A 13841-nucleotide genomic window follows, 5' to 3' on the forward strand; every position below is an offset into this window, starting at 1 on the left:
ATTGAGTAAATCTCCACAATTTAAGGAGAGCGTACTTTACAAAATCATTTAAACTCTGTCACACAGCCTTGCCGGAAGGACACACAAATACTCAGTGTCTTGCAAAAAATTAATGAACATACTGATTTGTTGAAAAATAAAATTGATTCCATATTTAAGTATGCAGCTCAAGAAAAAATCACAGAAAAACCTACTGATATCCATAACCTTATTACAGAGATTATTTCACTATTTTCCTATGAAATAAAACATCACAAGATTAGCTTAATCTTAAATTTTCAAAGAAATGCTCCTAATTTTCATATTGATAGATTTCAGATCAGACATGTTTTATTTCGTTTATTGAAACAATGTATTCACACAGTAGAAAAAAATAAGCTTCATCGAGCGAAATTAGAAATCCAAACGTACATGGATAAAAACACGATGAGAATTCTAATCAAAAGTAATTTTTTAATAAATGAAGAAGATTTTGAAAATGAACTTACCTATTGTCATACCTTTCTTGATAAAGATAGTGGTGTCTTATTAGCTGAATTATTTCCTCATAGTATTTGTTTTCAACTTAAAGCATTTCAACAAAGGTAATGGATATGCCGTCCAATAAAACAGTTTTTGTTGTTGATGATGATCCTGAAATATGCAAATCATTCCGGTGGTTATTTGAGTCAATCAATCTTCACGTTCAAACCTATGAAAACGCTAAGGACTTTCTTGATAGTTATACGAATCAACTCGGATGTTTAATCATCGATGTACGGATGCCTATAATGAGTGGTTTAGAGTTATTGGAGCAATTAAATTCGTCACAAAATAAATTACCAGTAATCGTAATCACAGGTTATGGTGATATTTCAATGGCAATACGAGCCATGAAAGCTGGAGCCGAGGACTTTATTCTCAAGCCCGTTAATCATCAAAATTTATTAGAAGTCACACAAAAATGTCTTAAAAAAAATAACAGCACTACAATCTCGCAGTCTAATTTTCATGAGCGAATAGATAGTTTGACCCGACGTGAAAAACAGGTTATGGATTTGGTTGTTGAGGGTAAATTAAATAAGCAAATCGCTTATGATCTTAATATATCTATATCGACAGTTGAAGTTCATCGTGCTAATGTCATGAGAAAAATGGAGACAAAATCTTTAGCTGAGCTTATAAAGATTAATCTTATTTATACTAGAGTCATTGATTCTACAGAATGAATCAGTTTGATTTTGTGTAAGGATCGTCGCTCGATATGCAGCATGAATTAATAAAGCTTACACGTCATAGAAAAAACAGCGATTCGTTGAAACTGGGGCAATGAATTTTTTTACTTTACTACGAATTGATCCCATGGAACTGGATAAGAAAGAGCAATTTATTTTATTAATTGAAGATAACAATGCTGTAAGTGAAGCGTTAGTTTGGGCTTTAGACTATGCAGGGTATATGACCGTAGCGGTTAGAGATGGCCAAGAGGCATTAAATATGCTTGAAAAAGATCCTCTGCCAGCAATTATTTTTTTGGATCTCATGATGCCTGTTCTTGATGGTTTTGAATTCCGAGAAAGAAAAAAAACGTCACAGCGGATAAGAAATATCCCAACAATTATTACTTCTGCTCAAACAAATTTAGAAAAAATGGAAAAAATGCCACATGAAACTTTTTTATCCAAACCTTTCGATCTAAATGATGTGTTTCATATTCTAAAAGAATATTGTAATGTAACTGAGTAACGCTTATCTCTTTGTTTCAATAGTTAACACATTAGAGATAATTGTCTTTGATTTATTACTGCTGATCCTCTTTATTTCTTCTGTTTAATAAAGTGGAAATGAAATATGTAAATGAGTAATTTTCCAAGCATCATTTTCCAAATCGATACAAATCGTACTGCGTAAATTTTGAAAATCATAATTCTTACTATCTATCCATATTTTTATTTCACAATGAGCACCAGCCCAAAATGAATTAGGCATTGTTGGAATAAACGTAAGTAATTTAATTTGGGAGTCATCATACTGTTCCCAATCCCACAAAAATTGCTCCTCAATTTGCAAGATGCCTATTCGGTACTCGTCAATACCGCTGCCCCACATAATCACATCACCAGAAAAAAGTGAACGTAAATAATTTAAATCACGTTCATTGTAACCATAGCAAAAACGTTTGAATAACTGTTGAGCTACTGTTAATTGTTTTAATTGCATTGAAAATCCCTGTTTTCCTTAATGAAAATGAAGGTCGACAACAATTCATTACTGAGCCTCCCCTTAGCTCCTAAAAAATTGCGACTTGCTCAGTATCTTTATAAATATAAACAAGTCGCTACATTAAGTTATAGAGTAACTTGGCAACGGAATAATAACTTAGCAAAAATCTAAAAAATGTTAATTCAGCATATCTCAACTTCTTTTTTCAAAATTAACTGTACGAGCTTTTTTTAAAAAACACCATTATGAAATACACGCGCTGAATTACGGGTTTACCCTATATTTGAATTAACAAATTTGATATATAGTTAAAAATCTTAAAAGGAGTGAGTATTGTTTAAAAATTACGTTACTGTAATCGAAGGATCAGCAGGTGCAATCAATGCATTAGAATGCCTATTAAATCCACTACCTACAGATTTTCCAGCTACAATACTTATAGTAGTACACCTCCCTCCTACTCCAATCAGTAGATTACCTAAAGTCATTAGTCGTTTTAATCGTATTTATGTTGCACCTTAATTTCAACTAAATGGAAGTAAATGAAATGAATTCAACCATCATTAAAGAATCATCTTTCCAAATAAATGAGGAAATTAAAAAATTACATGAACAGTTGTTATTCAAAAGAAATGAGTTAAATGAAAAAGAATGGGAAATTAATTCTCTTAATGTAGAAATCGAGGAATTAAAAAGACAATTTACTGAATTTTATGATTTTAATCCATCAGCTTTTTTTACCATTGATAAAAATTATTTAATAAAGGCTGTAAATTTTCAAAGCGCATCATTATTGAATTATGATCGCAATGAACTGCTTAATAAAAATTTTTTAAACCTAATCAGTTCATTTCAGCACAATACTCTAAAAAAATGCATTCACAATCTCATCGAAAAAAAAGTGAGACAAGGTTGTGAATTGGAATTATTAGTAAAAGGTGGAACACGAAAATATATAAAGATTGAATGTCTCTTTACCAAGGATAAATTAATACTGCTGCGTCTTAGAGACATAACTTATGTGCGCCAATTAGAGTCACAGCAAATCCAATTAAATCAATCATTAGAAACGGTTACCAATTTATTACAAAATGTTTCTGATGCGATAGCCACTTTAGATAAAGAATTTTATTTTAAAATAATAAATCTATCTTTTATTAAGTTTTTTTCTAGAATTTTTGCAATAAAAATTCAAACAGGAATGAATTTTCTCACGCTTATTTCCGATTTTTCAGAATACAAACAACAATTAATTATGGCGTGCTACCAGGCTCTTTTAGGAGAAGAAACCATCATTTTAATTGAAAATTCGAGTGAATCAGATGAAGCTAGTTTTTGCTTTGAAATAAATTTTAATCCCATCTATAACCACGCCTCTCAAAAGAATGAAATTATTTTGCTTATTAAAGATCTAACTGAATTTTATTTACAAAAAAAATTAAAAATGAAAGAGCAAGCAAAATTAGCCCATGCAATTCGATTAAATACAATGGAAGGAATGGCATCGGCATTAGCTCATGAAATTAATCAACCTTTAACCGCGATTTTTCTTTATAGTCAGACGTGTCTTTTACAAATAAAAGAACACATTGAAAAAAATAAATTAGATCCTGGTACATTAGTCTTATTGAATAAAATTATTTCCCAGGCAAAACATGCCAGTGAAGTAATGAGTCGCATGAAAAGCTTTATTTATCAAGATGTGCATTTTCCAGAAAAAGCGAATATCAATATATTAATTCAAGACACCATGATTTTTTTAGATTATGAGTTAACTCATTCAAAGTTAAAGATTAATTTAATTTTAGATGAGGAACTCCCTAAATTAGATATTGATAGAATTCAAATAATGCAAATTATTATCAACTTAACTCGAAATAGCATAGAGGCAATGCAAGAGAATATAAGCCAAGCCCCCGAGCTAACCATTCAAACAAAGAATAAAGATGAATACATTGAGATGCATTTCCGTGACAACGGGCCAGGCATTATTCCTGAGCATAAAGATAAAATTTTACACTCTTACTTTACCACCAAAGCTCAAGGAACGGGTTTGGGGCTTACTATTTGCAGAAACCTCATCGAAGCACATGGCGGTAAGCTTTACGTACAGCATCACGATGGCACAGGCGCTTGGTTTATTTGTACTTTACCAAAGCAGCAGGATACAACGACACATTAAGATCATTTAGAATCACCAATACGATTATTCCATGATATATTTTGCACATAATAGCTCAGGTCCCCCTGCCTGACTGTTTACTCGAACGTTTGGCTGAGCACTTACTATTAAAATAGGATTTCAAATATGTTAACTACATTGTCAAGAACGATTATTTTGACCGGCTTTTTCTCAGTTTTTTTTATCAATTCAATATGTGCACATTCTCACCATGAAACAAGTTCCATAGGAAATCCAGTGAAGGCAACAAAGGCCAACAAAACGATTAAAGTGACTGCTTCAGATGACATGCGATTTAATTTCTTACAAAACCCCCAATTGCATGACGGTGAAATTATAAGATTTGAAGTGACCAATATAGGAAAAGTAGTTCATGAATTTTCTATAGGCGATGAAAAAGAACAAAAAGAACATCAAAAAATGATGCGAACCATGCCAGGTATGGTTCATGAAGATGGTAATACCATCACAATTAATCCTGGTGAAACGAAAACATTGACTTGGCAATTTAAAGCAAATCCAAAGCATGATGTTGTATTCGCCTGTAATATTCCAGGTCATTTTGAAGCAGGTATGTATATGAAAGTGAAAACTACCAAACTGGATAAAAACGCTGTGGTCATAGGTATTAGGGGAACAGTGAGTTAAGTGATTTTCCAAGGAGTTGGAAATCAATACATCCCTATTTTCCTTAGTTTTTATAAGTAAGACCACGATTGTTAAAAAAAGTATATGGAAATTAAAATTGCCAATTCCTGATTAGAAATTCAGTAAACTCTCTTTTTAGAAAAGTAGGACTATTTACATTAGAAAACAGGTTCTTCCAGAACATATTTCACATCTCGATGAACGCATCGAGAGCAATCTAATGAATGGAGTTATTATGGAAAATAAAAACATAGAGCCGTTGTTTGAAGAAATAGACGAACAGATAGATGGAATTGTATTGTATCTGTTAAAAAAATATGCGCTGAAAAATGAGTTTTCACCGAAGCTTGATGCACATTTGAATGAAGAAAATGAAGCAGAAACGCTTGCCCCATCGATTTAGTTGTAAATATTAAAGTTTCCACTACTAAGGATATCGTGATGAAATTTGATCAACATGCAACATGGATTCTGACTACAGACTCAAGCACTTGCAGAATCTATAAGTCGACCACAAAACCTTATCAATTCTCACTGGTCAAAGAATTTCTCCATCCTGAAGGTACGCTTAGAGAGAGTAAGATGACATCAAGTAGGTCAGGCCGCTTCAACACTGGATCTACCACGCAAGGAACCTATGCACAACAATCCGATCCCAAAGAAATAGAAAACGATAATTTCGCAAGAAAAATTGCAGAAGAACTGGATAGCGGTAGAAATAATCACGATTATGACCAACTCATTATCGTCGCACCACCTCATATGAATGGGCTTTTATTACAGCATACAAACAAGCACATTAATAATTTGATAATTCATAATATTAAGAATGACGTGATTCATCTAACAGAGCAAAAATTATCTGATTTTCTGCGGCAACATTTGCCAATGTAATTGGTGCATACAAATATTAGAAATTCCGCGGACTAAACCGCGGAATTTGCGTGAGTAATCATTAACTATCAAATAACACTAGGGTCTGTTTCCATTTCTACTATCTTAGCCAAAATGACATGATTTTCTGTGTTCCGATGCTCACATACTTTGTGTATGCTGCGCTTCGGTACTCGAAACTCAAGCCATTTTGACTCAATCTAGCGAAATGTAAACAGACCCTAACTTACTAACATCCATGAGCTTAAACCACTTGAACATCTTCCGCCAGGAGACCTTTTTGCCCTTTTCCTTGCTTAAATAAAACGGACTCTCCTTCTTTGAGTGTCTTAAAGCCGCTTCCTTGAATGGAACTGAAATGTACAAAATAATCCTGGCCATCACTTTGGATAAATCCAAAGCCTTTGCGTTCGTTAAACCATTTTACAGTTCCTTTTATCTTCTCTGACATCGTCATTATTCCTTTATTATTGCAGTTCAGAACCAAATGTCTCATAGTTGAAGGCGCACTTGATGAAACGAATTCAAGTACTTCAAATGGCCATAAATCAAGGATGATTCATCTTAATTTCTAGATATTTATTATGCAATTGAGGATTTTGCTTATAAAAACTAAGGGAAATGGGCATTAATCATAATCCATTGATAAAAAGTGATTTTTGCTGTAGGAACTTTGATTTATTCTATTTTCAAACACTTATTGATTAACATTTGATCAATAAGTGTTTTTTAGCATGTTCTTTATGGTACGAAACATTGATTAGCTGCGTTTATTACTGAATTACAGCATTGACTTTTTGTCTATATTCTTCATCGGTTTGTATTAAATAATCCCTTATACCATCTGGTATTTTATCTTGTAGACCTTGCGAAAAAATAAAAGCAACCAACTTTTCATCGTTATCTTCTTCAACAGTAATGTTTTCTTTATCAATACCTTCTAATAATTTACCAAGCTTGCTGCCTTTATAAATCTTACCTTCTTTACCAAACATTTCTGTCTGCACAATTTTATCATGAACTAAATGCATTGCTTGAAGTCGAATCGATTCACTACACTGTGGATGTTTTGATATTTCAGTTAAAAAATCAATTTCTTTGGCTCTGTCGCTCTTTATAAACTTACTTTTAATCCATCGCCAAAACGGATTATGTGCATCATGATATACTTTATCGTAGACTGCTTTTATATGAGGGATGATCTCATCAAGCTTTACTTTCTCTCCTTTTTGGATATTTCTTAATTGATGGTCTGCTATATTCAGCGCAACCGATTCTACGGTACTCTTATAAAGAACAATATCTTCTTTAAGTTTTGTATGCAGAGCCTCTACGCGTTCCATTCCAATTTGTGTATGATTTTGTTTTGCCGCATGCAGCAGGCAGTCAGAAACAACCTTTAATCCCGCATAATACTGCATTGTTAAATTTTCAAACTTCTTCTTTTGTTGTTCCGAGTAATCTTCTTCAAATATTGATTTTGCAGCATTCTCAAAGTCTAACTTGATTTTTCCAAACTGGCGTATCAATTCTATATATTGCTTCCCCATTTCGTTTGTATCTGTTGTACCCGTAAATTTTTTACCTGTTTGAATGATAGGATGCTCGGAAGATGAATCAAAGAATTGTCGCACTACCTTTTCTGGGGGAGGCATATATTCAAGTTTTTCCCGTGTTGCTTTAATTTCTTCCCCTAATTTAGATAAGGCCATTTATTTTCTCCTCTTTGATTGGAGTATTATCAAAAGTCCACCGATATTTACTTATTCAGTGGTAGAAGTATAAAAAAACCGCCAACTTTAATATATTTATAATTATATGTTAGTTATAAGACAATATGAAATTTATTTAATCATAAAGATTGAATTTAATGCCCTCCTTACTTTTTATCAGTATAAAACATTACTGCTTAAGGATTGATTAACAACGCTTTTTTTATGATTGAATATGCTCATTGGCGCCTAGGTAGGACTTTTTTTAAGCTAGAGGGTGTATGGCTATTGATCTTGTTACAGCAATAAGCACGTGTAACTTGAGGAAATGAAGTGATACCCGGGTCCAGCCCTATGAACCGGACCCCCACTACTCGAAGTGATCAAATAAATTATGCTCTGAAAAATAGGATTCAATCACTGTAATTGCTTTTTCAAAGTGCTCATGAAGTAGCGTCGTAGCCAATTGAGTGTCTCGCGCCAAAGCAGCATCCATAATTTTCTTTTGCTCTTTAGCATAATGTAAACCATCTAAACTCATAAGTCCTGCAATTAACCATTGCCTTCGATAACGTTCTGTAAGGCAATAAAGTTGACTTTGAATGCGTAATAAATGTTCCAGATGACAGGCATGAATCAACGCTAAATTAAACGCACGATGTCGAGATTCCCACTCTGTGTATGCTTCTTGGTTGCTTATTTTATGTTCTGACTCAAATTTGGCAAGACGGTGATATGCAGCAATCATTTCTGCTTCCCATGCATCACTCCCATTTTCAATTGAAAGCGTCACCGCAATCACCTCAATGTGGGCGCGAGTTTTATAAATATCATGTAAATCCACACGTGAAATAGGAGCAACACGAAAACCACGTTGGCTGATTGCGATAACCAACTGCGTCGCCAGCAATCGAGAAAGCGCTTCGCGAATGGGTCCTGAACCAACATGATACTGCTCAGCCAACTGAGCAATATGTAATCTTTGGCCCGGCTTCAAGCGATTACCTATTATCTCTTCGTGAATGGATTCGTAGAGTTCATCGACCAAAGTTTTCATAAGGACTCCTTAATTATCACAAAAAAATATACTTTATTTGAAAAAATATATATTTTGTTATAAAATATGTTTATATAGAAATTAATCGCAATAATATGCCATATAGTGTAACTATTCAAAAAAGTGGATTTATATTCTTTGGGTAGTATTCAAAACAGTAATCTCAATTTGGAGTATTTCCATGTCCAACTCAAGAAAACGACTTATTATCATTGGCGGCACGTCAGGCATTGGTTTAGCCACTGCAAAATTAGCGGCACAACAAAACCTGCAACTCGTTGTAACGGGCTTTAAATCCATTCAATCCGCGGTAAAAGCGGAACTTCCAGAGGATACCGAGTTTTATCAACTGGATATCGCTGATGAAATTGCCGTAAAAGATTTTTTCGCACAAACAGGCGAATTTGATTATCTAACCACACCTGGATCGGTTATTCCAACAGGAGATTTTTTGACCATGGATACTGCAGTTGCGCGATCAGGTTTTGATAGCAAATTTTGGGGACAATATTATGCAGCAAAATATGGAGCACCATTTGTTCGTAAAGGAGGGGCTCTTGTTCTTTTTGCAGGAGTAATTTCGCGAAGGCCTAAAAAAAATTTAGTTGTAATGGCCGCTGTGAATAGCGCCGTTGAAGGTTTGGGAAGAGCATTAGCAATAGAGCTTGCCCCTCTGCGCGTTAATGTAATTGCCCCTGGCGTTGTGGATACCCCGCGTTATGCAGCAATGAACCCTACTGATAAAAAAGAAATGTTTCATAGACTAGAAAACATGTTGCCTGTTGGTCATGTTGGCAAACCTGGCGAACTCGCAGAAACAGTTTTATTCTTATTAAGGAATGAATTTATGACGGGACAAACTGTTTTTGTAGAGGGTGGACATTTACTTGTATAAAAGGATCCCTTATGACCATAAAACACCTTCAACATTACCTTATTCGTGCGAAAAACATTGAAGTAAGTAAAAAATTTTATACTGAAGTCTTGGGATTAAATGTGGGTTATAGACCGCCTTTTAAATTTCCAGGATACTGGTTATATGCAAATAATTTACCTGTCGTTCATTTAATTGAAGCGGACAATAAAAGTTTAGAGCAAAAAACATATTTAGATAACGAAACTCTAGAAGTACAAAATCAGTCTGGAGCCATTGATCATCTTGCTTTTGCTGCAGATCACTTGGAAAAAGTATTATCTCATTTTCGTCATCTTAATGTGATTTACCAACATCGCATCGTTCCCGAAGAAGAGGGAGCCAACCAATTATTTATTGTTGATCCTGATGGAATTAGAATCGAACTCAATTTTTCTCATAATCCATGAGAATAAGGAGAACTATTATGACAAATAAAGCACGCTCTTTCTGGCCTAATAAAGCCAGACTGGCGATTTCTATCTCCATGCAATTTGAAGCTGGAGGTGAGCCTGCGTATGGATTTGATAGTCCTTTTTCTGGAGCTCCCTTACCTCCAGAATATCCTGACTTACCTGCTAAAACTTGGTTTCAGTATGGTTATCAGGAGGGAATCCCCCGATTACTCGAACTTTGGGATAAGTATGATATTAAAGTAACTTCACATATGGTAGGACAAGCTGTGCTTGCCAATCCCGAACTTGCAAAAAAAATTGTAAAAAGAGGTCATGAGGCTGCAGCACATGGTATGAGCTGGTCATCACAATTTAACATGAGCCGCGAGCAAGAAAAAGAATTTATTGCCGCTGGTGTCAAAGCGATACATGATGTAACCGGCGTTACCCCAAGAGGCTATAACTGTAACTGGTTGCGCCGTAGTATCAACACAATTTCGGTACTACAGGAGTTAGGATTTCTTTACCACATTGATGATTTAAGTCGTGATGAGCCATTTGTATTATCGGTAAACGGAAAACCATTTGCAGTAGTTCCTTATACTATTCGCTGTAATGACATTGTACTCATTGAAGGGCGCCATTTTTCACCCGATGCCTTCCTGAGTACCTTAAAACATGAGTTTGATCAATTATATGCTGAAAGTGAATTTCGTCGACGCCAAATGTCAATCAGTACGCATGATCGTATTGGTGGAACACCGGCTGTTGTCAGAGTGCTCGAGCAGTTTTTGGAATATGCGCATACTCATCCTAATGTTTGGTTTGCACGTAAAGATGAGATTGCGAACTGGATATTAGAAAATCATTCGTCAAGGAGCTGATTATGCCACATGTCATTCTAGAAATTCCTCGTGTATTGGCAGAAGAACATGATCTGCAATTTCTATTACAGCAACTGCATCAGGCGATCATGTCAGTTCCTAGTGCATCACTGGCAGATATAAAGACACGTATCCACATTTTGGATGCGTTTCGCGTTGCGGATGGGACATCAGAAGCCGGTATGTTTCTCCACGCAAGACTCATCCAAACTCGACCACGTTCATTGGAAGATCAAAAACTCATGGCTGAAAAAGTAGTGTCAACTCTCCAGCATTTCTTCAGCGATGACAAACGAGAGCATCCTTTACAGTTATGTGTGGAAACCACCATTGTTCCACCAGGAAACTATCTGAAACTCATTATATGATTCAGTTCGGATCGAATAAAGATCCGGGCATTTTTAGATTTTTTCTATGAAGTGCTCATTTTTTTCATAATCATAATAATCAATAGGACTAACAAAATAACCGGGGTAATAAAAAGCATCATTAACGGCCATAAATTAGACTCTGCAAGTAGAGCAAAAACAGTATAAATCAATAAAGGAATACTAAAAAATAGAGGGATACAAGCGATTTTTCGCCATGTGCCAGACCATTTCCATAACGTGATGAGCTGCAAAATCCAATAGATAGGAATGGACCAAAAAAGGAGTTGTATGAATAAAATATCCCCTGATGCAAGAGGTTGTTGCACTGCGGACACGCTAGCCTGTTGCTGCTGATTCAGCTCATTGACCCAGGGAGCCTCTGGATGAGTCGCGTTACTGTGATCTTCCTGCCAAGTTGCTGAAAGCGGAAAGGATTTAGTTTCTAAAGGCTGCCAATTAGCATTATATACAGTCACCCTCACTGAATCGATTTTTGTTGCCTTATAATAAGATACCCAAGCAATAGCTTGTCCTTCTCCCGCGGGGTATGCTTGAGAAGGATTCATACGGACATTGGTCTTGACCTCTTTTCCAAGGTATGTTCCTATGGCCTGGAAACGCAAGGGCTGCTCACTTTGATAATGAATAAGAACATAGAGCGCCTCGTCTTGATGCAATACTGCAGGTGATGCTGGGCTTGTTTCACTTAGTTCCACCTTCAATGCAAGAGCTATGGTGTTATAAGATAACAAAAATCCGATTAGAAAAAAGAAACGTCTCCATCTCATGTGAATGTCCCTAATAAAATAGAAGATTACCTCAGGCCCCTTCTCTGCTAAGAAAAATTGAATAACACTAAACCATTATTATCGTTACCATTACTAATCCTGCAAAACCAATCAACAACAAATTTTTGTTTCTTCAAAACAGGATCAAAGAAATCCACATGCAGTGTCGCGGTATTATCTTCAAAAACACTTAAACGACCTGAAAATGTTAAGAACTCCCCTGAAGGTTTCTTTATAAAAATTTTCATGGACGTAGTCACGGTATCGATTAAGTTATCATCAATTTCCTCTTTACCATGAAAAAATTGGGTAAAATTAAATCGAGTTGTAGCTCCGTTTAACCTTCTTTTTGCTTGAGCCGAAAGTTCAGGACCTGTAACATCACAGTCATCAAAGTGAATAATTGCGCGGACATCATTACCACTCTCAACGGCTTGTACGAGTTGAGGAAAATCAGTGATATTATTCGTAGATGCAATAGCATGAGCATGACTTAAGGGAAACAGCAAAAAGGTTGCAGCTACTACTGATTGCCAAATTTTCATTTATGTCCTCCATGACTCTTTTCCTCATTTGGAGCTCTTCTAACCTGCAACAAATCGTATTGAGCTAATTCACCATGAGGCCCTCAGATACATTAAGTGTAGAATGACTTATCATTTTTTCCATTTTTTTGTCTATAATTTTAAAAAGTTTTAATATTGTAAGATTTATGATCAGACCAGTACTATAGTTTAAACTTAATCCACACATCAATCAGATAGCGTATCAATCAAACCTTTACCTGACATTGCTTTCGTTTGCAGATTATGATTTGATTTTGGTAAAGGAATTAACTGATTCGTAAAATGGAATACGTCTTCTATGTGCTTCTCTTAGTCTCTCTACTGATTGTAGCAATGCACCAGCTTAAACTTATATCATTAAATCGGTTAATCCCTGCTTTATCAAAACAAAATGCCTTAGAGCACGAAGATTTATTGACTCTTTTTGATAAATTTAATTACCAACATGAAGACGGCGTTTGTCATGGCTTTACATTAACCTGGGCTCAAGAAGCAGCACTTGGATTAGATTATCAATTTTATAATCGACTCAATCTGATTAAACGAGAAAAAAGAACATTACCCGATACGGTACAGGTTATTAGTGAGAAAATAAGATCAAGCCAAACTTTGTCCAGAAAAGAACAAAAACGAAATGAAATAAGACCTTTTCTTGAAGCCATATGCCTGGCTCAATCCCCCGACGATTATCATGAGATTTATGCTCAGGTCATTCAGCAATCTAATATTGATGCTATCTACAAGATGATCCAACTTAACCTCTGTAGGAATCAAAAAACCGTTAAGAATCTGTTTAGTAAAACAATAAGTTTGGCATCCACCCAAAACGTCAAGGAATTTTTACAGCAATTGTATATTATCCTCCCAGCTAAAAGTCATGTTGTAGTGGTTTGCAGCAGTGAAGAACATACGGTTGGCTTTAAAAAGTATAAAGACAATACATGGTTATTCATGGATATCAATCACTTATATGAACAAAGTGAAGAATACCCTTATCAACTATTAACCAGCGAGGAACTCTGTCCCACACTTTATAAATCTCTTTTTGAATCCAGTAAGGGTTTGGTATTTCATTGCTCGTTCATTGCACAATCGGGGAAACGGAACTTAACACAACAAATCCGGGCAATTGATGATTTATATCCTGTGTGTCCTTCCGGCAAGGCTGTGTGACAGAGTTTAAATGATTTTGTAAAGTACGCTCTCCTTAAATTGTGGAGATTTACTCA

The 13841-nt window shown here is 35.2% G+C and carries 19 protein-coding genes; 13 read left to right on the forward strand and 6 right to left on the reverse strand.

Going from position 1 to position 13841, the window contains the following annotated elements; all coding sequences use genetic code 11:
• The first annotated feature begins 126 nt into the window (after positions 1-126).
• The 3 genes from Lani_RS15105 (at position 127) to Lani_RS15115 (ending at position 1725) form a co-directional block, all read left to right on the forward strand.
• A complete protein-coding gene (locus tag Lani_RS15105) occupies positions 127-588 on the forward strand; it encodes a histidine kinase (protein WP_136344280.1) in 462 nt (153 codons plus the stop codon).
• 5 nt (positions 589-593) lie between these two features.
• Complete coding sequence (locus tag Lani_RS15110) at positions 594-1208, forward strand: response regulator transcription factor (RefSeq protein WP_019233278.1); 615 nt, start codon at positions 594-596, stop codon at positions 1206-1208.
• Between the two features lie 100 nt (positions 1209-1308).
• Complete coding sequence (locus Lani_RS15115; protein ID WP_019233279.1) at positions 1309-1725, forward strand: response regulator; 417 nt, start codon at positions 1309-1311, stop codon at positions 1723-1725.
• An 84-nt stretch (positions 1726-1809) separates the two neighbouring features.
• Here the strand turns inward: Lani_RS15115 and Lani_RS15120 are convergent, their stop codons facing one another.
• Entirely contained in the window at positions 1810-2199 is a 390-nt protein-coding gene (locus Lani_RS15120) for a nuclear transport factor 2 family protein (RefSeq protein ID WP_019233280.1), read from the reverse strand.
• Positions 2200-2535: 336 nt separating this feature from the next.
• On the opposite strand from Lani_RS15120, the gene Lani_RS15125 reads away from it, so the two are divergent.
• From Lani_RS15125 to Lani_RS15140, 5 genes are all read left to right on the forward strand, one after another.
• Complete coding sequence (locus Lani_RS15125) at positions 2536-2724, forward strand: chemotaxis protein CheB (RefSeq protein ID WP_019233281.1); 189 nt, start codon at positions 2536-2538, stop codon at positions 2722-2724.
• A 25-nt stretch (positions 2725-2749) separates the two neighbouring features.
• Positions 2750-4384, forward strand: a complete 1635-nt coding sequence (locus Lani_RS15130; protein WP_019233282.1) for a PAS domain-containing sensor histidine kinase — start codon at positions 2750-2752, stop codon at positions 4382-4384.
• A 126-nt stretch (positions 4385-4510) separates the two neighbouring features.
• Positions 4511-5032 (forward strand): cupredoxin domain-containing protein, encoded by a 522-nt coding sequence (locus Lani_RS15135; protein ID WP_019233283.1) that lies wholly within the window; start codon positions 4511-4513, stop codon positions 5030-5032.
• 235 nt (positions 5033-5267) lie between these two features.
• The gene (locus tag Lani_RS20525; RefSeq protein ID WP_019233284.1) at positions 5268-5435 is read left to right on the forward strand and encodes a hypothetical protein; all 168 of its coding nucleotides are present in this window, start codon (positions 5268-5270) and stop codon (positions 5433-5435) included.
• Positions 5436-5473: 38 nt separating this feature from the next.
• Positions 5474-5926: a host attachment protein gene (locus Lani_RS15140; RefSeq protein ID WP_019233285.1), complete on the forward strand. Its 453-nt coding sequence runs from the start codon at positions 5474-5476 to the stop codon at positions 5924-5926.
• Positions 5927-6170: 244 nt separating this feature from the next.
• Here Lani_RS15140 and Lani_RS15145 read toward each other — a convergent pair whose 3' ends face one another.
• From Lani_RS15145 to Lani_RS15155, 3 genes are all read right to left on the reverse strand, one after another.
• The gene (locus tag Lani_RS15145; protein ID WP_019233286.1) at positions 6171-6377 is read right to left on the reverse strand and encodes a cold-shock protein; all 207 of its coding nucleotides are present in this window, start codon (positions 6375-6377) and stop codon (positions 6171-6173) included.
• Between the two features lie 322 nt (positions 6378-6699).
• On the reverse strand, positions 6700-7638 hold the full coding sequence (locus Lani_RS15150) for a hypothetical protein (RefSeq protein ID WP_019233287.1): 939 nt from the start codon (positions 7636-7638) through the stop codon (positions 6700-6702).
• A gap of 370 nt (positions 7639-8008) precedes the next feature.
• Positions 8009-8695, reverse strand: coding sequence for a GntR family transcriptional regulator (locus Lani_RS15155; protein WP_019233288.1), 687 nt, complete (start codon positions 8693-8695; stop codon positions 8009-8011).
• Positions 8696-8876: 181 nt separating this feature from the next.
• Here Lani_RS15155 and Lani_RS15160 point away from each other — a divergent pair, with 181 nt between their 5' ends.
• Genes Lani_RS15160 through Lani_RS15175 form a run of 4 tightly spaced genes read left to right on the forward strand, consistent with a single transcriptional unit; the run spans position 8877 to position 11255 of the window.
• Positions 8877-9590: an SDR family oxidoreductase gene (locus Lani_RS15160; RefSeq protein WP_019233289.1), complete on the forward strand. Its 714-nt coding sequence runs from the start codon at positions 8877-8879 to the stop codon at positions 9588-9590.
• Between the two features lie 11 nt (positions 9591-9601).
• On the forward strand, positions 9602-10018 hold the full coding sequence (locus Lani_RS15165; RefSeq protein ID WP_019233290.1) for a VOC family protein: 417 nt from the start codon (positions 9602-9604) through the stop codon (positions 10016-10018).
• Positions 10019-10035: 17 nt separating this feature from the next.
• Positions 10036-10887, forward strand: coding sequence for a polysaccharide deacetylase family protein (locus tag Lani_RS15170; protein ID WP_019233291.1), 852 nt, complete (start codon positions 10036-10038; stop codon positions 10885-10887).
• A 2-nt stretch (positions 10888-10889) separates the two neighbouring features.
• Positions 10890-11255 carry a tautomerase family protein gene (locus Lani_RS15175; protein WP_019233292.1) on the forward strand — a complete coding sequence of 122 codons (366 nt, stop codon included), beginning with the start codon at positions 10890-10892 and terminating at the stop codon, positions 11253-11255.
• Positions 11256-11299: 44 nt separating this feature from the next.
• On the opposite strand, the gene Lani_RS15180 is transcribed toward Lani_RS15175, so the two are convergent.
• Together Lani_RS15180 and Lani_RS15185 are read right to left on the reverse strand one after the other, a co-directional pair.
• A complete protein-coding gene (locus Lani_RS15180) occupies positions 11300-12046 on the reverse strand; it encodes a hypothetical protein (protein WP_019233293.1) in 747 nt (248 codons plus the stop codon).
• Between the two features lie 47 nt (positions 12047-12093).
• On the reverse strand, positions 12094-12591 hold the full coding sequence (locus Lani_RS15185) for a hypothetical protein (protein ID WP_019233294.1): 498 nt from the start codon (positions 12589-12591) through the stop codon (positions 12094-12096).
• 354 nt (positions 12592-12945) lie between these two features.
• On the opposite strand from Lani_RS15185, the gene Lani_RS20905 reads away from it, so the two are divergent.
• Positions 12946-13785 (forward strand): hypothetical protein, encoded by an 840-nt coding sequence (locus Lani_RS20905; protein ID WP_204165657.1) that lies wholly within the window; start codon positions 12946-12948, stop codon positions 13783-13785.
• Positions 13786-13841: the final 56 nt, after the last annotated feature.

This window comes from Legionella anisa, from assembly GCF_001467525.1.
GTDB classification, from domain to species: domain Bacteria; phylum Pseudomonadota; class Gammaproteobacteria; order Legionellales; family Legionellaceae; genus Legionella; species Legionella anisa.